Source organism: Methylobacterium aquaticum (assembly GCF_001043915.1).
Lineage (GTDB): Bacteria > Pseudomonadota > Alphaproteobacteria > Rhizobiales > Beijerinckiaceae > Methylobacterium > Methylobacterium aquaticum.
This window is the reverse complement of the sequence record NZ_LABX01000200.1, coordinates 1-22,546: the sequence shown is the minus strand read 5'-3', so window position 1 is coordinate 22,546 and position 22,546 is coordinate 1. Positions and strand designations below refer to the sequence as shown.

The 22,546-nt window shown below is 71.7% G+C and carries 18 protein-coding genes and 1 pseudogene; 9 read left to right on the top strand and 10 right to left on the bottom strand.

Annotated elements, in window-relative coordinates; genetic code table 11:
- The 3 genes and pseudogenes from VP06_RS36605 to rimM all read left to right on the top strand — a co-directional run.
- Positions 1-187 (top strand): annotated as a pseudogene (locus tag VP06_RS36605) (signal recognition particle protein); the annotation flags it as partial.
- Between the two features lie 76 nt (positions 188-263).
- Positions 264-617 (top strand): 30S ribosomal protein S16, encoded by a 354-nt coding sequence (gene rpsP, locus VP06_RS24130; RefSeq protein WP_048466344.1) that lies wholly within the window; start codon positions 264-266, stop codon positions 615-617.
- A 10-nt stretch (positions 618-627) separates the two neighbouring features.
- Positions 628-1,323 carry a ribosome maturation factor RimM gene (gene rimM / locus VP06_RS24125; RefSeq protein WP_082167592.1) on the top strand — a complete coding sequence of 232 codons (696 nt, stop codon included), beginning with the start codon at positions 628-630 and terminating at the stop codon, positions 1,321-1,323.
- Positions 1,324-1,557: 234 nt separating this feature from the next.
- On the opposite strand, the gene VP06_RS24120 is transcribed toward rimM, so the two are convergent.
- From VP06_RS24120 to VP06_RS24105, 4 genes are all read right to left on the bottom strand, one after another.
- Positions 1,558-1,983 carry a Ros/MucR family transcriptional regulator gene (locus VP06_RS24120; protein WP_048466347.1) on the bottom strand — a complete coding sequence of 142 codons (426 nt, stop codon included), beginning with the start codon at positions 1,981-1,983 and terminating at the stop codon, positions 1,558-1,560.
- A gap of 381 nt (positions 1,984-2,364) precedes the next feature.
- The gene (locus VP06_RS24115) at positions 2,365-3,363 is read right to left on the bottom strand and encodes a cation diffusion facilitator family transporter (RefSeq protein WP_048466343.1); all 999 of its coding nucleotides are present in this window, start codon (positions 3,361-3,363) and stop codon (positions 2,365-2,367) included.
- Positions 3,364-3,467: 104 nt separating this feature from the next.
- Positions 3,468-6,401, bottom strand: coding sequence for a hybrid sensor histidine kinase/response regulator (locus VP06_RS24110; RefSeq protein ID WP_245291292.1), 2,934 nt, complete (start codon positions 6,399-6,401; stop codon positions 3,468-3,470).
- A gap of 11 nt (positions 6,402-6,412) precedes the next feature.
- On the bottom strand, positions 6,413-7,459 hold the full coding sequence (locus VP06_RS24105; protein WP_048466342.1) for an HD-GYP domain-containing protein: 1,047 nt from the start codon (positions 7,457-7,459) through the stop codon (positions 6,413-6,415).
- A 281-nt stretch (positions 7,460-7,740) separates the two neighbouring features.
- Here VP06_RS24105 and VP06_RS24100 point away from each other — a divergent pair, with 281 nt between their 5' ends.
- Positions 7,741-8,088: a DUF6481 family protein gene (locus tag VP06_RS24100; RefSeq protein WP_048466341.1), complete on the top strand. Its 348-nt coding sequence runs from the start codon at positions 7,741-7,743 to the stop codon at positions 8,086-8,088.
- Positions 8,089-8,343: 255 nt separating this feature from the next.
- Here the strand turns inward: VP06_RS24100 and VP06_RS24095 are convergent, their stop codons facing one another.
- From VP06_RS24095 to VP06_RS24085, 3 genes are read right to left on the bottom strand one after another with little or no spacing between them, the layout of a single operon-like run.
- Positions 8,344-9,237 carry a transglutaminase family protein gene (locus VP06_RS24095; RefSeq protein WP_048466340.1) on the bottom strand — a complete coding sequence of 298 codons (894 nt, stop codon included), beginning with the start codon at positions 9,235-9,237 and terminating at the stop codon, positions 8,344-8,346.
- 14 nt (positions 9,238-9,251) lie between these two features.
- Positions 9,252-11,792 carry a circularly permuted type 2 ATP-grasp protein gene (locus VP06_RS24090; RefSeq protein WP_048466339.1) on the bottom strand — a complete coding sequence of 847 codons (2,541 nt, stop codon included), beginning with the start codon at positions 11,790-11,792 and terminating at the stop codon, positions 9,252-9,254.
- The gene (locus VP06_RS24085; protein WP_048466338.1) at positions 11,789-15,034 is read right to left on the bottom strand and encodes a transglutaminase family protein; all 3,246 of its coding nucleotides are present in this window, start codon (positions 15,032-15,034) and stop codon (positions 11,789-11,791) included. Before VP06_RS24085 ends, VP06_RS24090 begins: the two co-directional genes overlap by 4 nt.
- A gap of 315 nt (positions 15,035-15,349) precedes the next feature.
- On the opposite strand from VP06_RS24085, the gene VP06_RS24080 reads away from it, so the two are divergent.
- Positions 15,350-16,510, top strand: a complete 1,161-nt coding sequence (locus tag VP06_RS24080) for a zinc-binding metallopeptidase family protein (RefSeq protein WP_048466337.1) — start codon at positions 15,350-15,352, stop codon at positions 16,508-16,510.
- Between the two features lie 243 nt (positions 16,511-16,753).
- Here VP06_RS24080 and VP06_RS24075 read toward each other — a convergent pair whose 3' ends face one another.
- Positions 16,754-17,242, bottom strand: a complete 489-nt coding sequence (locus VP06_RS24075; RefSeq protein ID WP_048466336.1) for a hypothetical protein — start codon at positions 17,240-17,242, stop codon at positions 16,754-16,756.
- Positions 17,243-17,707: 465 nt separating this feature from the next.
- On the opposite strand from VP06_RS24075, the gene ilvD reads away from it, so the two are divergent.
- Both ilvD and VP06_RS24065 read left to right on the top strand, forming a co-directional pair.
- Positions 17,708-19,441 (top strand): dihydroxy-acid dehydratase, encoded by a 1,734-nt coding sequence (gene ilvD, locus VP06_RS24070; RefSeq protein WP_048466335.1) that lies wholly within the window; start codon positions 17,708-17,710, stop codon positions 19,439-19,441.
- Positions 19,428-20,279, top strand: coding sequence for a tetratricopeptide repeat protein (locus VP06_RS24065; RefSeq protein ID WP_048466334.1), 852 nt, complete (start codon positions 19,428-19,430; stop codon positions 20,277-20,279). Before ilvD ends, VP06_RS24065 begins: the two co-directional genes overlap by 14 nt.
- A 75-nt stretch (positions 20,280-20,354) precedes the next feature.
- Here the strand turns inward: VP06_RS24065 and VP06_RS24060 are convergent, their stop codons facing one another.
- Positions 20,355-20,978 (bottom strand): glutathione S-transferase family protein, encoded by a 624-nt coding sequence (locus VP06_RS24060; protein WP_048466333.1) that lies wholly within the window; start codon positions 20,976-20,978, stop codon positions 20,355-20,357.
- Positions 20,979-21,125: 147 nt separating this feature from the next.
- Here VP06_RS24060 and VP06_RS24055 point away from each other — a divergent pair, with 147 nt between their 5' ends.
- Both VP06_RS24055 and VP06_RS24050 read left to right on the top strand, forming a co-directional pair.
- Entirely contained in the window at positions 21,126-21,437 is a 312-nt protein-coding gene (locus VP06_RS24055; protein WP_053082013.1) for a hypothetical protein, read from the top strand.
- 112 nt (positions 21,438-21,549) lie between these two features.
- Complete coding sequence (locus VP06_RS24050) at positions 21,550-21,903, top strand: hypothetical protein (protein ID WP_048466332.1); 354 nt, start codon at positions 21,550-21,552, stop codon at positions 21,901-21,903.
- A 174-nt stretch (positions 21,904-22,077) separates the two neighbouring features.
- Here the strand turns inward: VP06_RS24050 and VP06_RS24045 are convergent.
- Positions 22,078-22,546: DUF4142 domain-containing protein (locus tag VP06_RS24045; RefSeq protein ID WP_048466331.1), on the bottom strand; the 469-nt coding region annotated here is incomplete at its 5' end.

Here is a 22,546-nt window from a genome sequence, read left to right as displayed (position 1 = left end):
GCCCGGCACCTCCCTTCCGCCGATGCCGCCCGGCCTCGGCGGCTCCAAGGCGCCCGGCCAAGCCGGCAAGCTGCCGGCAAGCCCTGCCGGCAAGGCGCCTCCCGCCGCCCCCGGCCTGCCGGGCCTGGGAGCCAAGCTCCCGGGCCTGCCCGGCCTCGGCGGCCTCCCCTTCGGCAAGAAGAAGTAGGTGGCACGGGGCCTCGAGGCCCCACCCGCCCACGACGTCGAACGATCCTCGAACCCCGAGAAACAGGAAGAGACCCATGTCCCTCAAGATTCGCCTCACCCGCGGCGGCGCCAAGAAGCGCCCGTATTACCGCATCGTCGTCGCCGACGCCCGCGCCCCCCGCGACGGCCGCTTCATCGAGAAGGTTGGCGCCTACGATCCGATGAAGCCGAAGGACGATCCGGCCCGCGTGATCCTCGAGACCGAGAAGGTCCAGGCGTGGCTCGCCAAGGGCGCCCAGCCGACCGACCGCGTCCTGCGCTTCCTCGACGCCGCCGGCCTCGCCAAGCGCCCGAGCCGCAGCAACCCGCAGAAGGCCGAGCCCGGCACCAAGGCCAAGGAGCGCGCCGCCGCCCGGGCCGAGAAGGCCGCCGCCGCCTCGGCCGAGTAAGCGCCCAACCGTGGCACGCCGCCCCGACGCCCGCCCCCCCGGAGATCGGGTCCCCAGGGGACCCGACCGCGGAGGCACCGATCCGCGCCGGGGCGCTGGCGCACCGGCACCGCAACGCGCCGGTCCTGCGCCCGCCCGGGGCGAATCCGGGATCGCCACCGATCCCGGATTCGTGCTGCTCGGCGAGTTCGGCCGCGCCCACGGCCTCAACGGCGAGGTACGGCTGAAATCCTACACCGCCGACCCCACGGCGATCGGCTCCTATGGCCTGCTCAGCGGTGCCGACGGCCGTGTGATCGAGATCGAGTCCCTGCGCTCCGCCGCGGGGGCTCCCGACCTGCTGATCGCCCGCATCGCGGGCATCTCCAGCCGCAACGGCGCCGAGAGCCTGAACCGGCTCGCTCTCTACGTCGCGCGCGAGCGCCTCGGCGCCCCGGAGGACGAGGACGAGTTCTTCGCCGCCGATCTCGTCGGGCTGGCGGTGGTCGACCGGAACGGCTCGCCCATCGGCACGGTGCGGGCGGTGCCGAATTACGGCGGCGGCGATCTCCTGGAGATCGTGCCGGCCAAAGGCGGCAGTCCGGCGCTCCTGCCGTTCACCAAGACCTTCGTGCCGGAGATCGACATCGCCGGGCGGCAGATCGTCGTCGATCCTCCCGAGGACCTGTTCGCCCCGGCCGCACCGCGGGATCCGGATGCGGCCTGAGGGCGGCGCGAGGCGGACCGGACATCCCCCTGCATCGCCGACGGACTTGGCACTCCGGGCTGACGTCACGCGCGCCTCGGCACTCCGGGCCCGCTGTCGCGGACCCGGAGTGACCGAGCGGGTGTCGCCCGAGTTGCGCGAACCGGCACCTGCGCGTCAGGCGGCGGGACACCCGCCGCCTGACGTCGCGACACAAGGCGGTCGGCACACGACCGCAGATGCGCGTGGGAGCCCTTACCGCCCGCGGTTCTTGCGCTGCTGGCCGAGCCCCGAGCTTTTCGCGAGTTCGGAGCGCTGGGCCGCATAGGTGGCGGCGACCATCGGGTAATCGTGGGGCAGGCCCCATTTCTGGCGATACTGCTCGGGCGAGAGGCCGCGCGTGGTCAGGTGCCGCTTGAGCGACTTGTACGGCTTCCCGTCCTCCAGGCTGATGATGTAGTCCGGCGTCACGGTCTTGCGGATCGGCACCGGCGGCGTGGGCTTCTCAGGCTCGGGCGCCGGCGGCGCGGCGACGCGCTCGAGGGAGGCGTGAACGGCGGCGATCAGGCTGCCGAGATCCGCGACCGGCACCGAGTTCTTCGACACGTAGGCCGACACGATATCGGCTGTGAGCGTGACGAGTTCGCCCGGCTCCTGATCCTGAGTATCCACGTCTGACATCATAGGAGTTCCGCTTTGAGAGTGTGGTGGGCGGCGGCGTTGCAGTGGGCCGATCCGGCGCCGCGCCGCCACTCGGTCTTCTTGAGGGCCGTCACGCACCAAGTCCCCATGCGCGATCACTCGGTCCCTGAGACTTGGTGGCAAGTCTCGCGCCCACCTGCAAGCTGGCAGCAGCAACGCAACGGTCAAATGATGTAGTTCCTGTGGATTTCAGCGTGAAACAATCAAATTGAATATACCCAAGGTTGTAATTCGCGATCTTACATTGCCAATAATTGCATAAAAATCTATCGCTCGCACGCCTCCGAGCGGAGAGCCATGGCGCGAGTTCTGGCCTCGATCCGACCGCCGGTTGCAGTCGGACGGAGGACCGACGCGGGATCAGGCCACCCTGTCGGACGGCCGGGCGGCCGCGCCGTGGTGGCCCTGGCTGTCCTTGGCCTGGCTGTCCTTGGCCTGGATCTCGATGAAGACGCGCCGGACCTTGGAGCTCAAGCCCTTCATCCGCGTCTCCAGATGGCCGACCAGCCGCTCGACCTCGCCACCGTTGAGCCGGTCGTCGATGTCGAGGCTGACATTGACCAGGATGTCGGCGGGGCCGAGATGCTGGGTCAGCACCTCGTTGACGTGATCCACCCCCGGCTCGGACCGCACGATCGCGTGCAGGCCGGCGACCAGCTCGGGCTCCGCCGCCTCGCCGACGAGCAGGCCATGGGTCTCGATCATCAGGAAGATCGCCATGCCGATCAGGATCAAGCCGATCACGATCGAGGCGAGGCCGTCGAAGGCGGGCTTGTCCAGCATCTCGGCCAGGATCACGCCGGCGAACGCCACCACGAGGCCGGTCAGGGCCGCCACGTCCTCGACCAGCACGGTGAACAGGGCGGGGTCCTTGCTGCGGCGGATCGCGGTGATCGGCGGCCGCTCGCCCTTCTCGCCCCAGAACGCCTTGAGGGCGACGAAGCAGGAATAGCCCTCGGCCAGGACCGCGAAGCCGAGGATTGCCAGGTTGACGACAGAGCCCGGGATGGTCCGGCCGAGGATCACCGCGTCGGCGGCGGGCTCGGGATGCTGGAGCTTGTGGATCCCCTCGTAGACCGCGAAGGCGCCGCCGCCGAGGAAGATCAGGAGCGCCACCAGGAAGGCGTAGAAATACACCTCGCGGCCGTAGCCGAACGGGAAGCGGGCATCCGCGGGCTTCTGCGCCCGCTTCAGACCGACGAGCAGCAGGATCTGGTTGGCGGTGTCCACCACCGAATGCACGCCTTCGGCCAGCATCGCGCTGCTGCCGGTGAAGAAGGCGCCGGCGAACTTCGCCACGGCGATCGCCAGGTTGGCGCCGGCGGCGGTGTAGATCGCGCCGCTGCTCTCATGGGCCATGTGTTCCGAGACTCCCGTCGCCCGGCGAGCGTAGCCGTGGCTGACGACAGTAACGCTGCGGCGCGCCCGATGGGTCCGGCCGCGGCGACGGGCCGTCTTGGAATTCAGGCCGCATCGCGCAGGGCGGGCGCGGGACGGTCCATGCCGAAATGCCCGTAGAGCGCCGCGATACTGTCGGTCAGCAGGCCCTCGAGCGGCGCCAGGGTCGCCTCGTCCGGCGTCCGGCCCTCGACCCGCGCCGCGTGCTCGATCTCCCGCAGATGCGCGGCCAGGGCCGCGGCGCCGACATTGAGGCTCATCGACTTGAGCCCGTGGGACGCCCGGCCCGCCGCCTCGGCGTCGCCGGCCGCCCGCAGCGCCGCCAGGCCGTCTGGCCCATGGGCGGCGAACAGCCCGAGCACCCGCTCGACGAAGGCCGAGCCGGAGCCCTCCGCCATCTCGGCGAGCCCCGCCAGGGTGTCGGGATCGAGGAGCGCCACGGGCGCGGACACGTCCGTCCCCCTGGGGTCCGTCACCGGGGCCTCGGCCGGGTCCGCCACGGCGCCCACCTCCCCGCTCGTTCCGATGGCCGCCGCCAGGGTGCGGGCGAGGTCGGTCAGGGTGAAGGGCTTGGCGAGCACGCCGTCCATCCCGGCCTCGCGCCAGGCCCCGGCCGCGGTCCCGACGACATGGGCGGTGGCCGCCACGATGTGGATGCGCGCCGTGCCCTCCGCCGCCTCCCATTGCCGGATCGCCCGGGCGGCGTCGAAGCCGTCGAGGCCCGGCATCGAGCCGTCCATCAGGATCAGATCGAACCCACCATCGCGCGCCGCCTCGAGAGCCTGGAAACCGTCCTCCACGGTGACGACCTGCGTGACGCCGAGGCGCCCGAGGGCCTCGACCGCGACCTCGCGGTTGACCGGGTTGTCGTCCGCCACCAGCACCCGCGCGGCGGGAAAGCGCGGCAGGGAGGCGACCGGGCCGGCCTCGGCGCCGATGCCCGCGAAGGTCGCCCCGGTCGAGAGCGCCGCCAGGGCCGGGCGCCACTCGCCTTGCGCGAGCGGCCAGCGCAGCAGGGCGTCGGCGAGACCGGAGGACAGCACCGTGGCGCCGCTCGGCTCGCCCATCGGCGCGATGGCGACGACCCGGCCGGCCCCGGCCGGGCGGCGCCCGGCCCGGGCGAGGGCGGTGGCCTCGACGATGTGGTGCGCCCCCTCCCCGGTCTCCCCGGGCGCGAAGCCGGCGGCGAGGAGACCTTCGGTGAGGGCGAGGCCAGTGGCCTTGCCCGAGACCGCGACGACCACCGCCGGGACGATCCCTCCCCGCCGCGACACCGCCTCCGCCGCCGTGATGACGTCGAGGGGGATCTCGGCCCAGAAGGTGGAGCCGCGGCCGACCTCGCTCTCGACCCCGATCCGCCCGCCCATGGCGGCGACGAGCCGCTCGGCGATCGACAGGCCGAGACCGGTGCCGCCGAAGCGCCGGGTCGTCGAGCCGTCGGCCTGGGAGAAGGCGGAGAAGATCGTCGGCAGGGTCTCGGCCGGGATGCCGATGCCGGTATCGGTGACGCTCAGGCGCAGGGTCCCGCCCCGGTCCGTCGTCGCGAGCCGCACCAGGACGTGGCCGGTCTCGGTGAACTTGAGGGCGTTGTTGACGAAGTTGCCGATGACCTGGCCGAGGCGCACCGGGTCGCCGTGGATCGCCCGCGGCACGTCCGGATCGACGATCGCCGCGAGGTCGAGGGTCTTGGCCCGGGCCCGCTCGCCGAACAGGGTCACGACAGTGTCGGCGACCTCGGCCGGGTCGACGGCGATGCGCTCCAGGGTCAGCTTGCCGGCCTCGACCTTGGCGAAGTCCAGGATGTCGTTGATGATCGCCAACAGGCTCTGCCCCGAGCGGGCGATCACCTCGGCGTAGCGGCGCTGGCGCGCCGGCAGCTCGGCGGCGGCCAGCAGCTCGGCCATCACCAGCATGCCGTTCATCGGCGTGCGGATCTCGTGGCTCATGGTGGCCAGGAAGGACGACTTCGCGCTGTTGGCGGCCTCCGCCGCCTCCTTGGCCACGCTGAGATCGTGGGTGCGGTCGCTCACCTCCTGCTCCAGCCGGCCCTGGTGCTCGATCAGGCGGTGGTCGCGCTCGCGCACCGCGTCGAGGAGCCCGTTGAAGCTCGTCGCCAGCCGGCCGACCTCGTCGCGGGACTCGGCGCCCGGGGGCAGGACGGCGCGGCGGGCATAATCGTGGTTCTCGCGGACCGCATCCATGGTGCGGGCGAGCGCGGTCAGCGGGCGGGTCAGGGCATGGCCGAGGCGCCAGGCCACCGCGAAGCCGACCGCCATGGCGAGCGCCGCCGTCAGGAGGGCGTTGCGCACCACGGCCCAGAGCCGCACGACGAGGTCGGCCCTGTCGGCGATCAGGGTCACCTGCCCGACAGTGCGGGCATTCTCCACCACCGGCACGCTCACCTTCACCGTATGCGTGAGGACGAGGGCGAGCGGGCTGATGTCCTCCTTGTCGAGGTCGAGATCGTCGGCGAGCCGCAGGCCGCTGCCCTGCTCGGCGAGCGGCGAGCCGTCCGGCCGGGTCAGCCCGGCATAGACGATGCCCTTCACCTGCGCGATCGCCCGCAGGGCCGCGTGGGCGCCCGCGACGTCGTCGGCCGCCGCCGGCCCGGCCGCCGCGGCGGCGAAGACGCGGGCGAGATCCCGCAGCGACCGTCGGGTGTCGGAGGCGTAGCGGTCGGTCTCGTGCCAGGCCCCGATCGTCGTGCCGGCCGCCAGGGCGACGATCACCGCGCCGAGCACGACCCGGCCGAGGCGGGTGGCAAGGCTCCGGGCCGGCATCGACGGCGCCGGAGCCGACGCGGCGGCCTTCGCGGGAGCAGCCGGACGAGCCTCGGCGGGCCCGGTCGTCGCCGGGCCGGCGCCGGCAGCCGCCCGGCCCGGCAGCGGATGGGTGGCCTCCTCCGCAACGCGGATCAAACGGGCGCGCAGCGCCCGGTTCTGTCCCGAGCCGATCGCGGCGACCGGCGCCTCCGGCGCGTCCCTCATTCCGGTGGTCACGGCCCTGTGCCTCAAGCGGCCCGGCTAGCGGCGCGGCCGACCAGGTCCGCGACGGCGTCCCAGCGGGACAGGAAGGCGGCGACGACCGCCGGATCGAAATGCGCGCCCGCCTCGCGCAGCAGGAAGGCGTGGGCATCCTCCAGGGTCCAGGCGCGCTTGTAGGGCCGGTCGCTGGTCAGCGCGTCGAACACGTCCGCCACCGCGACGATGCGGCCCGGTAGCGGGATGGCCTCGCCGGACAGCCCGCTCGGATAGCCCTTGCCGTCCCAGCGCTCGTGGTGGCTGACGGCGATCTCGGCGGCGAGCCGCACCACGTCGGAGGAGCTGTTGGCCAGGATGCGGGCACCGCGCTCGGCGTGGCGCTCCATCTCCCGGCGCTCCTCGGGCGTGAGGGGGCCGGCCTTGAGCAGGATCGCGTCGGGGATCGCGATCTTGCCGACGTCGTGCATCGTCGAGGCCAGGCTGATCAGCCGGCACTGCTCGGGCGGCAGGCCCATCGCCTCGGCGATCAGCACGGTGTAGTTCGCCACCCGGGCGACGTGGTCGCCGGTATCGGTGTCGCGGTGCTCGGCCGCGCGCATCAGGACGTTGACGATCTCGCGCTCGCGCGCCTCGACCAGGGCGACCGCCGCGGCGACCTCCTCGGCGAGACGGGCCGATTGCGCGGCTTCCGTCTTGTAGGCCCGGCGGAGCGCCAGCAGGTTGCTGACGCGGGCCCGGATCTCGACCGGGTCGCAGGGCTTGTTGACGAAGTCGGTCGCGCCGGCCTCCAGGGCGGACCGGCGCAGGGCCCGCTGGTCGAAGCTCGTGACCATCACGATCGGCACATGGGCGAAGCCCGGCAGGGCCCGCAAGGCGCGGATGACCGCCAGGCCGTCCATGCCCGGCATCTCGTAATCGGTCAGGACGATCCCGATCTCGTCAGTATGGGCCTGCGCGAAGGCGAGCGCGTCCGCCGGCCGCGTGAAGCTCTGCGGTTGGCAATCCCCGATCGGCCGCAGCGCCTCGAGCATCAGGAGATTGTTGAGCTCGGCATCATCGAGGACGATCGCACGCATGGGGTCTCCTCCGGCGAGAGCTCGCCACCGTTCCGAGACCCTGCCGGGGAAACCTTGATAATCCCCTGACCCCGGGCGCCGGTTTTCCGCCGAGCGGGCGGGGTTCCGGCCGGTCCGTCGCCGGCCGCGGCGTCTTTGGCTTTGAAACCGGACGCCGTCGGCGCTAGAGCACATGCGGCGGCCTCTCGCGCGCAAGCGGGAGCCGGACAGCCCATGACGGATCCCGGCGCGGCCCTCGAGAACGGGCGCGCCTTCGCACGCAGGACGACGAGACGAACACGATGGCCGGCTTCAAGGACCAGAACTTCAACGATCGGCGGAGTACGTCCGCGGACGCGAAGAAGGCCCTGCTGGAGAAGTTCCGGGCCAAGCCCGCCGCCGACGACCCCGAGGTCCAGGCCCGCCTGGCGGAACGCCAGAAGATCGCCGAGGCCCGCGCCGCCCGCGCCGCTGAGCGCGAGGCCGCCAAGCAGGCCGAGGCCGCGCGCCTCGCCGCCGAAGCGGCCGAGGCCAAGGCCCGCGCCGAGCGCGAGGCCGCCGAGGCGGCGGAGCGCGAAGCGGCCCTGGAGGCGGAGCGCAAGGCCGCCCGCGACGCCCGCTACGCCGCCCGCAAGGCGCGCCGCAAGTAGACAGGGACGACGAGCGACCCGGGCGCCGTCGGATCGCACCGCTGCGGCCTTCCCCTGCGGCCTTCCCCGGGCGGGGCCGCGGCCCCTTCTGCCGGCGACACCCCGAAATCGCCGGAGATTGATCCAAGTTGAGGACGGGGGCGGGAAACAAGCCCAGGGTGCCTCTCGCCACGCCGGCCCTGTCCCGTCCGATCGACGGCACTCGGCGGGTGTCGCCCCGCGGGCCGGGGCCCTCGCCTCCCCGAGTTCAGCGCATCAGCCCGGCCCGCCCACCTCTTCCTCCTCCGGCACCACGTCCACCGCGACCGTGAGGCTCTGCGCCCCCGATCCGGCGATGATGCCGGCCACCGGCGCGACATCGGCATAGTCGCGGCCGCGGGCCACGACGATGTGGTCGTTCTGCACGCCGATGCCGTTGGTCGGATCGAGGCCGATCCAGCCTTCCCCGCACCAGACCGACACCCAGGCATGGCTGGCATCCGCCCCTTCGAGCCGGGGCTGGCCCGGAGGCGGCAGGGTGCGCAGGTATCCGCTGACATAGGCCGCCGGCAGGCCGAGGCCGCGCAGGGCTGCGATCATGATGTGCGAGAAGTCCTGGCACACGCCGCGGCGCCCGGCGAAGGACTCGGCGAGCGGCGTGCCGACCTCGGTCGCCTCGGAATCGAAGGCGAAATCGGCCTGGATGCGGCGCATCAGGTCAAAGGCCCCGGCATGGGCGCCGCCGCCGGGGGGGAAGCTCGCCCGCGCATAATCGGTGATCTCGGGCAGAAGCGGCACCCGCCGGCTCGGCGCCGCGAAATGCAGCGGCGCGTCGGGGCCGAGGCCCGGCCAGGTCAGCACCTGCGCCCGCACCTCCTCCCAGGCCGGACCGGTCGCGGGATCGGGCAGGGGCGGCCGCTCGACCCGGATGCGGGACCGGGCATCGATGCTGAACGCCCGGTGCGGGGTCTCCACGGTGAGCGACACGGTGCGGTTGCCGAAGAAGTCGGTGCGCTCGGTCGCGGTCTGCGGCGCGGGCTCGACCACCACCTCGTGCGAGAGCGGCACCTGCCCGTCGCCCGCCGCCGGCGCGAGGCGCAAGGTGCAGCGGGCGAAGCCGACCGGGTTGCGGTAGGCGTAGGCCGTGAGATGGCGCAGGCGATAGAGCATCGAGGGCGGGGGACTCACGCCAGGGTGGTGAGGGGTTCGGGCCGGGCAGCGTCCGACCCGCCCGGGAAGTAGCGGGCGCCGATCGCCTCGGCGATCTCCCACAGCCGCATCTCCCAGGCGGCGACGGTGTCGAGCGGCAGGGTGGCGGCTTCTGCCGCGGCGATCTCGCCCGACAGGCCCGCCACGAGCCGGACCGGCAGTTCCGCCACCCCGTCCTGGCGCAAGGAGGGCAGGACGGCCAGGCGCTCGCCGAGGCACGCGACCTGGAAGGCGAGGGAGCGGGGATTGAACGGATCGAGCAGCACCATGTCCCGCACCGGCGCCAGGGCCACGCCGAGGATATAGCGCGCGCCGTAGGAGATGCGGGAATCGACGAGGTCGAGCAGGACCCCGAGATCGTCGGTGCTGGCCCCGGCGCCGCCGAAATCGAGGGCGAAGCGGCAGGCATTGACCGCCCGCTCGACCCGCCGGCCCATGTCGACGAAGGCGAAGCCGCCGGCCCGGTTCATGTTCTCCTGGGCGAGGCCGGCGAGCGCCGCGGTGAGGGAGAGGGCACGCTCGGCCCGGTCGAGGAGCGCGGCCTCCGAGTCGGTGCCATCGGCCGGCGCCTCCAGCACCTCGCGCAGGGCGGAGAGGGCTCGCCACGCCTCGCCGGAGAGGCGCTCGCGCAGGGCCGCGGCGTTGCGCCGGGCCGAGAGGGCGTGGCTGAGGGCCGATCCCCACTGGCTTCCGTCCGACAGGGCGTGATGCGCAAGCTCGGCCGCCCCTCCCTTGGGCGACGGCGCGGCGCCCCAGAGATGCAGCAGGGCGCGCAGGCGCGCCGAGGTGGCGAGGTCCTCGGCGGCCATCGAGACGCTGCCGGCCCCGTCGAGGAGGCAGGTGGTGAGGCGGATCACCGCCTCGGCCCGCTCCAGATGGCGGCCGAGCCAGAACAGGTTGTCGGCAGCCCGGCTCGGCAGCAGGCCGGGCACCCGGCGCACCGCCACCCGGTCGCTCGGCGGCAGCAGGCTCGCCTGGGCGGCGGTGGAATCCGGAGACAGCACCCAGACGTCGGCGGCGCGGACCCCGGCACCCATCGCCACCGGGCGCACGTCCGGCGTCTCGGAGATGCGGCAGAAGCCGCCGGGCATGACCTGCCAGCCCTCCGGCGTCGCCGCGGCGAAGACCCGGAGCACGAAGGGCCGGGGCACGAGCCGGGTGCCGTCCCAGACTGGGGCGGTGGAGAGCCGCACCGGCTCATGGGCGACGAGGTCGCCTGGCCGGTCGCGCAGGACGGCGCGCAGGCGCGCGGTCTCGGCGGCGTCGCGCCCCTCGCCGAAGGCCCGGCTGGTGAAGGCCCCTTGCGCCGGCGCCGCGGCCGGCCGGAAGGCGAGCGCGTCGAACCGTTGCATCACGGCGTCGCGCTGCGCGGGGTCGCCGCACCACCAGGTCGGCAGGCCGGGCAGGCGCAGGGGCTCGCCGAGGAGCCGCTCGCACAAGGCCGGCAGCGAGGCGGCGAGCCAGCCGCTCTCGACCAGGCCGGTGCCCGGCATGTTGCCCATCGCCACGGCGCCGGATCGCAGGGCCTCGACCAGGCCGGGCGCGCCGAGGCGGGAGGCGGCGTTCAGCTCGAGGGGATCGACGAAGTCACCGTCGATGCGCCGCCACAGCACGTCGACCCGCTTCAGGCCGGCGACGGTGCGGATCGACACCATCCCGTCGCGCACCAGGAGGTCGTCGCCCTCGACGAGGGAGAAGCCGAGATAGCGGGCGAGCACCGCCTGCTCGACATAGGTGTCGCTGTAGGGGCCCGAGGTCATCAGGCCGATGCGCGGCTCGGCCCGGGTCGCCGCCGCCGCGAGGCCATCGCGAAACGCCTGGAAGAACGAGGCGACGCGCTCGACGTCGAGCGCCCCGTAGACCTCCGGCAGGGCCCGCGCCATGACGAGGCGGTTCTCGAGGGCATGGCCGGCACCCGAGGGCGCCTGGGTCCGGTCGGCCAGCACCCGCCAGGCGCCGTCCGGCCCGCGGGCGAGGTCGGCGGCATAGAAATGCAGGTGGCGCCCGCCCGGGGGCGAGACGCCGACGAGCGGGCGCAGGAATTCGGGATCGCCCGCGGCGGCGGCGGCCGGCAGCAGGCCGGCCCGGGCCAGCGCCCCGTCGCCGTAGAGGTCGGTCAGCACCGCCTCCAGCAGCTCGGCGCGCTGCGCCACCCCGGCGGCGATGACCTGCCACTCCGCCCCCTCGATCAGGAGCGGCAGGGCGCCGATCGGCCAGTCGCGCTCGGTCGCCTCGCCATAGGCCCGGTAGGCGATGCCGGTCTCGTGGATGTGCCGCCCGGCCGCGGCGAGGCGGGCAGCGATCTCGCCGTCGGTCAGATCGGCGAGGTGGCGCAGGAACCGGTCCCAGGCCGGCCGCAAGCGGCCGTCCGGGGTGACCAGCTCGTCGGGCAGGCCCGGCAGGGCGGCGTAGCCCGCCGTCCACCGGGCCAGCCGCTCTTCGGGTCCGTCCTCTCGCGGCCTGTCCTCGCGAGGGGGCGGCGCCGGGATATCCGCCTCCGCCAGCGCCTCGCTCATCGGGTGAGGGGCGTGCGCAGGTCGAGGGTGAGGGGGAACTCGCGCCGGTGCTCCTCCGGCGGCGCGTTCACCCGGCCCGGGGTATGGCCGTGCTCCTGGAAACGGGCAAGGCGGCGGCCTTCCGCCTCGTAGGTGTTGATCGGGAAGGTGTCGTAGCTGCGCCCGCCCGGATGGGCGACGTGGTAGACGCAGCCCCCGAGCGACCGCCCGCTCCAGGTGTCGAGCACGTCGAAGGTGAGCGGCGCGTGGACCGGAATCGTCGGGTGCAGGGCGGAGGCCGGCTGCCAGGCTTTGAAGCGCAGGCCCGCCACCGCCTCGCCCGAGCGGCCGGTCTCGGAGAGCGGCAGACGCCGGCCGTTGCAGGTGACGACGTGCCGGCTCAGCACAAAGCCCGAGGCTTTGACCTGGAGGCGCTCGACCGAGGAATCGACGTAGCGCACCGTGCCGCCGATGCTGCCCTCCTCGCCGAGCACGTGCCACGGCTCCAGGGCCTGGCGCAGCTCGAGCTTGACCCCGCCGCGCTCCACCTCGCCGTAGCGCGGGAAGCGGAACTCTGCTTGAGCCTCGTACCAGGCCGGATCGAAGGCGTAGCCCGCCCGGCTGAGATCGCCGAGGACCGACTGGAAGTCCTCCCACAGGTAATGAGGCAGCATGAAGCGATCATGCAAGGCGGTGCCCCAGCGCACGAAGCTGCCCTCCTGCGGCTCGCGCCACAGCCAGGCGACGAGGGCGCGCAGCAGAACCTGCTGGGCGAGGCTCATCCGCGCCTCGGGCGGCATCTCGAAGGAGCGGAACTCCAGCAGGCCGAGCCGCCCGGTCGGGCCGTCCGGCGAGTAGAGCTTGTCGATGCAGATCTCGGCCCGGTGGGTGTTGCCGGTCACGTCGGTGAGGATGTTGCGGAACAGCCGGTCGACGAGCCAGAGCGGCACCTCCGGCCCGCCCGGGGGCGGCACCTGGGCAAGCGCGATCTCGAGCTCGTAGAGCCCGTCGTGGCGCGCCTCGTCCATGCGCGGCGCCTGGCTGGTCGGGCCGACATACAGCCCCGAGAACAGGTAGGACAGGGACGGGTGGCGCTGCCAGTAGAGCACCAGGCTCTTCAGCAGGTCCGGCCGGCGCAGGAACGGCGAATCCGCCGGGGTCACGCCACCGAGCACGACGTGGTTGCCGCCGCCGGTGCCGGTATGGCGCCCGTCGATCATGAACTTCTGGGCGCCAAGCCGGGTCTGGCGGGCATCGGCATACAGGCCGGTGGTGATCTCGACCGCCTCGCGCCAGGACTTGGCCGGCTGGACGTTGACCTCGATCACGCCGGGATCGGGCGTGACCTTGACCACCGACAGGCGCGGATCGAAGGGCGGCTCGTAGCCCTCGATGTGGAGCGGCTGGCCGATCTCGGCGGCGGCCTCCTCCAGAACCGAGATCAGGTTCAGGTACTCGTCCACCCGCTCGATCGGCGGCATGAACACGCACAGGACCCCGTCGCGCGGCTCGACCGCGAGCGCCGTGCGGACCGCGACGCCGACCGGGGCCGGATGACGCCGGGGGGCGCTGCCGGGGGCGAGCGGGCCGCGCTGCTCCAGGGGATCCTGGGGCACGTAATAGGGATAGACGCCCGGCGGCACGTAGGGCAGCGAGGCGAGCGGCAGGCGGAAGCCCGCGGGCGAATCACCCGGAACCAGGTAGATCGCTCCGCGCTTGAGCTGCCAGGCTTCCGAGACCCAGTGCCGCTCGGGGCCGATCGCGACATTGGCCAGCGGCAGCACGAAGCCGACGGCGTTCTCGATCCCGCGGGTATAGACCCGGACCATCCGCCGCTGCGATTCCTCGTCGCCGATTTTCGGGTCGAGGGGCGTGACGTTGATCGGCAGATCGGCGACCTTGCGGTCCCAGTATTCCGGGTCCTCGAAGACCGGCTGGACGTAGGAATCGAGGCCGAGACGCCGGGCGAGGCTGTGCATCAGCGCCTCGGCCTGGACGATGCCGGCCTCGCGCGGCCCGGTCTCGGAGGCGATGAGGTCGGGGTTGCGCCAGATCGGCTCGCCGTCCTTGCGCCAGTAGAGGCCGAAGGCCCAGCGCGGCAGGCTCTCGCCCGGATACCACTTGCCCTGGCCGTAATGCAGGAAGCCGCCGGGACCGAAGCGCTCGCGCAGGCGGCGGATCAGCGTGTCGGCCAGGCCGCGCTTGGTCGGCCCGACCGCGGCGGTGTTCCATTCAGGCGATTCGAAATCGTCGACCGACACGAAGGTCGGCTCGCCGCCCATGGTCAGGCGCACGTCCTGGTCGGCGAGATCGGCGTCGATCCGGTCGCCGAGGGCGTCGAGGGCGGCCCAGGCGTCGTCCGAGAACGGCTTCGTCACCCGCGGCGCCTCGGCGACCCGGGTGACGCTCATGTTGAAGTCGAAGGTGACCTCGGCGTGGTCGGCAAGGCCGACGATCGGCGCCGCCGAGCGGTAATGCGGGGTCGCGGCGAGCGGGATGTGGCCTTCGCCGCACAGCAGGCCCGAGGTCGCGTCGAGCCCGATCCAGCCGGCGCCCGGCACGTAGACCTCGGCCCAGGCATGGAGGTCGGTAAAGTCGGCCGAGGTTCCGGCCGGCCCGTCGACGGCGGTGGTGTCGGGGACGAGCTGGAGCAGGTAGCCGGAGACGAAGCGGGCCGCGAGACCGAGGCGCCGCAGCACCTGCACCATCAGCCAGGCCGAGTCACGGCACGAGCCGCTGCCCTTGGCCAGGGTCTCGGCGGGGGTCTGCACCCCCGGCTCCATCCGCACGACGTAGTGCACGGCATCGCGCACCAGGGCGTTCAACGCCACCAGGAACTGCACGGTGTTGGGCTCGGCCGGCATCCGCGCCATCAGGGCATCGATCTCGGGCGAGCCCGCCTCCACCGCCAGGTAAGGCCCAAGCTCGGCCTTCAGGTCATCCGGATACGCGAAGGGCCGGGTCTGGGCGTAGTCCTCGACGAAGAAGTCGAACGGGTTGATCACCGACATGTCGGCGACGAGATCAACCTCGATCCGGAACTGCGTCGTCTTTTCGGGGAAGACCAGCCGGGCGAGCCAATTGCCGTTCGGGTCCTGCTGCCAGTTCACGAAGTGATTGGCCGGGGTGACCTTGAGGGCATAGCTCTCGATCCGCGAGCGCGTATGCGGCGCCGGCCGCAAGCGCACCACCTGCGGCCCGAGGGTGATCGGGCGATCGTAGGTGTAGGACGTGACGTGATGCAAGGCGGCCTTGATGGACACGACGACTCCGAACCTTCTGCATTGATGAGGGGTGAGCCCGCCGGCCTGTTCGCGCGTTCCGTGGCTTCCAAGCTTGAGCTTCTACACCGTGGCAGGGCCCACGTCAGCCGCCGCATTGCATGACGGGCGACTTCCTTGCACCGGCCCCGCGTCTCTCTGCGTCATCGCGAAGCCGGTCCCAAGTGGCATGGCGAAAAAATGAGGCAAGTCCCGTGCCGTCCGGGACGGAACCTCCGGGCGGGCAACCTCCTTGGTGAAGTCTGGCCCCGCCGGGTTTCCATCCGGGCGTCCCGCGGGGCCCGCCCGGACCCCGCGATGAAAATCTTCCAGTGCCAGAGCTGCGCGCAGCCGGCTCATTTCGAAGCCAGGACATGCGAGAGCTGCGAGTGCCGGCTGGGCTACGACCCCGATCTCGCCGACCTGACGGCGATGGTCCGGGCCGGCTCCCGCTGGCGCGGCCTCGCCGATCCGCGCCGCCGGTACCGTCCCTGCGCCAACCGCGAGGCCGGCGGCTGCAACTGGCTCGTTCCCGCCGGCTCGGGGGAATCCTACTGCCTCGCGTGCCGCCACAACCGGGTGGTGCCGAACCTGTCGGTGCCCTGGAACCGCACCCGCTGGCGCGAGGTGGAGGAGGCCAAGCGCCGGCTGTTCTACGCCATGCTGCGCCTGCGCCTGCCGCTGACGTCCCGGCGCGAGGACCCGGCCGGCCTCGCCTTCGACTTCCTGGTCGATCCGGCGGAATCGTCGCTCACCGGCCCGCCGGTCCTCACCGGGCACGACAACGGCCTCATCACCCTCAACATCGCGGAGGCCGACACCGTCGAGCGCGAGCGGCGGCGCATGCAGTTCGGCGAGCATTACCGCACGCTTCTCGGGCACTTTCGCCACGAGATCGGGCATTATTTCTGGAACGTCCTGGTGCGGGCCGATCCCTGCCTGGGCACGTTCCGCGCAGTGTTCGGCGACGAGCGGGCGGATTACGGCGCCGCGCTCCAGCGCCACTACGCCCACGGGCCGAAGAAGGGCTGGCAGGAGACCTTCGTCTCGGCCTACGCCACCTCCCACCCCTGGGAGGATTTCGCCGAGACCTGGGCCCATTACATGCACATCGTCGACACGCTGGAGACGGCGAGCCAGTTCGGCGTGCGGGTGCAGCCCAAGCTCCAGGCAGGACCGGCTCTGCACGCGCCGATCACGCTCGCCGCGAAGGTCGATTTCGATCCCTATCGCAGCCCGGATTTCGGCCGGCTGATCGAGTCCTGGCTGCCGCTCACCTTTGCGATGAACTCGCTCAACCGCAGCATGGGCCAGGCCGACCTGTATCCGTTCCGGATGACGCCGGCGACGATCGGCAAGCTCTCCTTCGTGCATGACCGCATCTATGCCCGCACCGACGCGCCGGAGGCCGAGGCCGGGACGCTCCGGGCGGTGATCGCGGGGCTGCGCCACCGGGTGGCAGCGCCGCGTTCGGCCTGACACCAACGGTCGAAAGAAAACGACCTTTGGTTCCGTTCTCCCATTTTCGCCAAAGCATCTTCCGACGAGGCGGATACCGATTCGTCGGAAAATGCGGCAAAATCAAACAGCGAGAGAAGCTTCGCGATGGCCACGCGATCGTGAAGCGCTCTAAGATTTTGGCTTAGTATCGAACATTTGAGATGGTTCATCGGCCCGATGCGTGAGCATCTTGGGCCGATGGTATAAGGCCCGCCGATCGCTTCAACGCCTCGCCGCGGCGGAGGCTGCGCGAGAGGACGGATCCTCGAAAACGAACGCGATCGCGACCCGCCCTGTCCGGTCGCGGCCCCGCAGCGTAATTGGCGTGCCATCGCGCCTGATCGGGATCCGCAGGACCGCGTCGGAATCCCACCGGACCGGGAGAGAGGGTCCCGCGCCGGCGAAGTCGCCCTCGGCAAGCGCGTCGCAATCCCCACTGAAAATCGTGTCGCCGGCCTCGGGCAACTTTTTTATGCCAATTTTGCCATCGACAACGAAGATGCGCGACACGCAGTAAGGCGAGAACGCGCCTCCTCCAACCCTTGTCTCGACAATCGCAGTCATTGCCGCCGTTGGCGACGGGTATGATTTCACGATGACGTCTTCACCCATTGGAAATATCGCCACGACGACCGTGACAATTGCCAGAGCCAAGAGCGTGACGGCGCCAATGACACAGACCGTTCCACGGACGATCGCCCCGATCTGCATGCCCGCTTCCCATTTCCGTCGGCCCGATCCCGGCGCATCGGCTCGTCATGCCGCGCGAGACACCCTGAAAGCGCCGGCAGGGCAACCCGTCCTTCGACCGGCGAATCGGACAGGGCCGCCTTGGCCGGCTCCAGTTCGGGTCCGGAGATCGGCAGGTGGCCGGGCTCGGTCAACAAGCTTCGCTGTGGCGAGGTCGCAACACCGTGAAAGCATCCCAGCTTTGCCCCAGACCGCCCCCCGCACCGCCGCGTTCCCGCCATAAACCCACGGCACCTCAACGGTCACGTTAAACGACTGTCCCCACAGTGATTTATCGTGGTCATCCCGGTCCCCGGGGATCGCGGGCGGCGCTGGCGGATTGACTCGGCAACGGGTTCGTTTCGCGTGAGCCGTCCCAGGGCGGCGCAGGGAGCGGGACCGGAGAAAAACCGGCCTTTCAAGAAACCACCGGTACGGGACAGGGCCATGGACGCGCGTCACACCACCGACAAATCGAAGCTGCCCAGCCGCTACGTGACCGAGGGTCCCGATCGCGCGCCGCATCGCTCGTACCTGTACGCGATGGGTCTGACCCGTGAGCAGATCCACCAGCCGCTGATCGGCGTGGCCTCGTGCTGGAACGAAGCGGCGCCCTGCAACATCTCGCTGATGCGCCAGGCCCAGGCGGTCAAGAAGGGCGTGGCCGCCGCCGGCGGCACCCCGCGCGAATTCTGCACCATCACGGTCACCGACGGCATCGCCATGGGGCACCGCGGCATGCGCGCCTCGCTGCCGTCCCGCGAGGTCATCGCCGATTCGGTGGAACTCACCATGCGCGGCCACGCCTACGACGCGCTCGTGGGCCTCGCCGGCTGCGACAAGTCCCTGCCCGGCATGATGATGGCGATGGTGCGCCTCAACGTGCCCTCCGTGTTCATCTATGGCGGCTCGATCCTGCCCGGCACCTTCCGGGGCCAGCCGGTCACCATCCAGGACCTGTTCGAGGCGGTGGGCAAGCACTCGGTCGGCGCGATGAGCGACGACGACCTCGAGGAACTGGAGCAGGTCGCCTGCCCCTCGGCCGGCGCCTGCGGCGCGCAGTTCACCGCCAACACCATGGCGACCGTCTCCGAGGCGATCGGCCTCGCCCTGCCCTATTCGGCCGGGGCGCCCGCCCCCTACGAGATTCGCGACCGGTTCTGCGCCACCGCCGGCGAGATGGTGATGGAGCTGCTCGCCAAGAACATCCGCCCGCGCGACATCGTCACCCGCCATGCGCTCGAGAACGCCGCGACCGTGGTGGCGGCCTCCGGCGGCTCGACCAACGCGGCGCTCCACCTGCCGGCGATCGCGCATGAATGCGGCATCGCGTTCGACCTGTTCGACGTCGCCGAGATCTTCAAGCGCACGCCCTACGTCGCCGACCTGAAGCCCGGCGGGCGCTACGTCGCCAAGGACCTGTTCGAGGTCGGCGGCATCCCGCTCCTGATGAAGACGCTGCTCGACGGCGGCTACCTGCACGGCGACTGCCTGACGGTCACTGGCCGCACCATCGCCGAGAACCTCGCCAAGGTGGCCTGGAACGCCGACCAGGACGTGGTCCGGCCCTCCAGCCAGCCGATCACGGCGACCGGCGGCGTCGTCGGCCTCAAGGGCAACCTGGCGCCCGAGGGCGCGATCGTGAAGGTCGCCGGCATGCCGCCGGAGAAGCAGACCTTCGCCGGCCCGGCGCGCGTCTTCGACACCGAGGAAGCCTGCTTCGAGGCGGTGAAGACCCGCACCTACAAGGAGGGCGAGGTCCTGGTGATCCGCTACGAGGGCCCGCGTGGCGGCCCCGGCATGCGCGAGATGCTGGCGACCACCGCGGCCCTCTACGGCCAGGGGATGGGCGACAAGGTGGCGCTGATCACCGATGGGCGGTTCTCGGGCGCCACCCGCGGCTTCTGCATCGGCCATGTCGGGCCGGAGGCGGCGGTGGGTGGCCCGATCGGCCTCCTGCGCGATGGGGACATGATCCGCATCGACGCGATCCAGGGCACGCTCTCGGTTGACCTCTCGGACGACGAGCTGGCCCGGCGCCGCGCGGCCTGGCAGCCGCGGCCCAACGATTCGACCTCGGGCTACCTGTGGAAATACGCGCAGACCGTCGGCCCGGCGGTGAACGGCGCGGTGACGCATCCGGGCGGAGCCCAGGAGACGCTCTCCTATGCGGATATCTGAGGCCGGCCTGCCCGATCGGGCGGGCCGCCGGTTCCTCCTCGCGCTCCTCGGCCTGACGATGGCCGGTGCCGGCCCGACCGCAGCGCTCGACGCCGCGGTGCGGACTCCGGTGCCCGCCGCGTCGAGCTACCGCAACGCCCGCGAGGCGATGCGGACGGGCATGCGCGACTACAATGCGGGCGACAAGGAAGGCGCCGCCCGCGCCCTCGAATACGCGGCCGGCCAGGGCCATGCCCTGGCGCTGTGGAAGCTCGGCCGCATGTATGCGGAGGGCGACGGCGTCCCGCACGACGACCTCAAGGCGTTCGAGTTCTTCTCGAAGATCGCCGACGAGAACGCCGACGAGGGGCCGGAGGCGCCGAATGCCGGCGTCGTGGCGAGCGCCTTCACGGCGCTCGGGCGCTACTTCCTCGACGGGATCAAGGGCTCCTACGTGCGCCCGAACGTCGAGCGCGCCTACGACATGTTCAATTACGCGGCGACGTATTACGGCGACCCGAACGCGCAGTACAACCTCGCCCGCCTCTACCTCGACGGCACCGGCGTGGCCCAGGACCCGCGCCAGGCGGCGCGCTGGTTCAACCTCGCCGCCGAGAAGGGACACCCGGCGGCGCAGGCCCTGCTCGGCCAGCTGCTGATCAACGGCCAGGGCGTCGCCGTGCAGCGGGCCCGCGGCCTCGCCTGGCTGACCCTCGCCCGCGACGCCGCGGATGGGCCGAAGGACCAGTGGATCGTCACCCTGCAAGAGCAAGCGATGGCGGCGGCCAACGAACGGGACCGGGCCGAGGCTCAGGCCCAGGTCGACGGCTTCTACCGCCGCAGCGCCAAGGGGCGCTGACAAACGGGGCGCTGACAAACCGGACGCTGAGAGGGGGAGAGGGACCGCCCCCTCTCCTTGTCGTCCGTGTCCTCGTCAGCCCTTCCGGGCCGCGATCGCCGTCCGGAATGACGGGCGCTCGAGGATGCCCGTGACGTAGGAGGCCAGACGCGGCCAGCGTTCAGGATCGACCGCCTCGCCGGCGAGATGCAGGTTGTGGAAGCCGGTCGCGACCGAGATGTCGGCCAGGCTGAACGCGCCGCCGACGAGGAACGGCCCGTCGACCTGCCCGTCCAGATAATCGAACAGCCGCGGCAGTTCCTCGGTCATGCACCTGGCCACCACGGCCTCGTCGCAGGGCTGGTTCATGAGCTGCGGCCGCAGAAACCGCTGCACGAAGGGCTTGATCAACACCGGGAACAGCTCGGTATCGCCCAGCTCGTCGAACCAGATCGCCCGGCCGAGATCGCGCGCCTCGCGCGGCAGCATCGCCGGCTCCGGATGCTTGCGGTCCAGATACTGGATGATCGCCGAGGAATCGGCGAGGAAGAAGCCCTCGTCCTCCAGGGCCGGGATCTTGCCGAAGGGGCTCGCCGCTCTGAAGCGCGGATCGGGGTCATGGAAGCGCAGCGGCACGTGCTGGACCTCGACGCCCTTCTCGGCGAGGACGACAAGCACCTTGCGGACATAGGGCGAGAGGCTGGTGCCGTAGAGTTTCATCGGTGCGGTCTCCCTCACGGCCGGAAGGCGGCCGCCGGGGCGGATATCGTCCCCGACCGGCCGGTTGCTACCCCTCCCGGCCTGGAAAGCACGAGCCCGCCGGCCCATACTCCGCCAAGGCCGTTCAAGGCCCGGAGAGGCCGAACCGTGGACGATACCTTCGAGCTGCGAGAGCGCCTGTCGCGGGCCTGGCGGGCGGTGTTCGACAACGCCGTCGAGGCCGGCAGCCCGCCCGAGGCGGTGGTCGAGACGATGACGGCGGTCGCCCATGCGCGCTTCGCCGAGTTGTTCGGCACGGCCGCGGCGGCGAGCTACCTCGCGCTTCTGGCCGAGCAAATGCGCGAGGTCGACCATGGCGAGGCCGAGAGCCTGATTCACGGCGAGGCTCCGGAGCCGCCCCCCTTCGACGAGGCGACGGCGGCGATGGATCCGGCCTGGATCGAGCACGACCGGATCTGAGACAGAGTGCCGGCGTGCGCCCGCGCACATGACGGCCGTCACGGCAGGAACAGGGCTGGCCTTGTTCGGTTCTCGGCGCAGAATCGGCCTCTCGCGGTGCATGAGCCAGTCCATGAGTGTGCGGTCTTCCCTTGCCGTGATCGCCTGGATCGCCTTCGGCTTCACGGCCCAGCCGCATCGGGAAGCGGCGACGCCGCAGGATCCGGTGCTGCTCTTCGGTCTTGCGGCCGACCTCGCCAGCCGGACCTGCGACGGCGTTCGGATCGATGCCGATCATTTCCGGATCTTCTCGTCGCAGATGCAGCTCAACCACGCCGACTTCTTCCAGAAGACCCGCTCGATCCGGCTCCAGGCCGCCCTCGACGATCTCGACACCCGGCTGCGGCGCGACCGGCCGGCGGCCTGCGAGGCGATCTGGGTCGCCTATGGGCCGAACAGCACGCTGCGCTTGCTGCGGCGGGGGTGAGGCGCCGGCCTCAGGCGCGAACGACCCGACCTCGGCGGAGTCCGCGGATCGGTTCCCCGACCACCGCCAGCCGTCCTTCCGCCGTCCGTTGGGATTGCGCCCGTGGCCGGCGCACAAGCGGAAACGGCGGGCCTTTCGGCCCGCCGCTCCGTTCCGTCAGACGATCATGCGGTCTCAGCGGGCGCCCGGCAGACGCTCGGCCATCGCCAGGTGATGCTGCATGACCGGCAGGGCCTGCTGGACATAGGCGCGCAGGGCCGGGTTCGGGCCAGACTGGGCGTAGGCCTGATAATTGGCCACCGTCATGGCATGGGCCTGCACCTGCATGCGGGCATAGGTGCGGTCGAAGGCCGGGCCGTCCGGGGTGTCGGCGAGTTCGGCGAGCATCGCCTGCTGCTGCGGGCTCAGCGGAACAACCTGGGTGGCCGCCGTGGTGGTCACGTCGCCGTCGAGATCGACGGCATTCGCACCGATCCGCGCGCCGCGAGCCGCGCCGCTGCCGAGCCCCTCGAGGCCGCCGACCGGGCCGCCCTGGAGCGTGCCACCGACCACGCCGGCCGCCGCCCCGGTGGCCGCACCGACGGCGCCGCCCGCGATGGCGAAGGGCGCCTCGATCAGGCCGCCGATGCCGGCACCGGTGCCG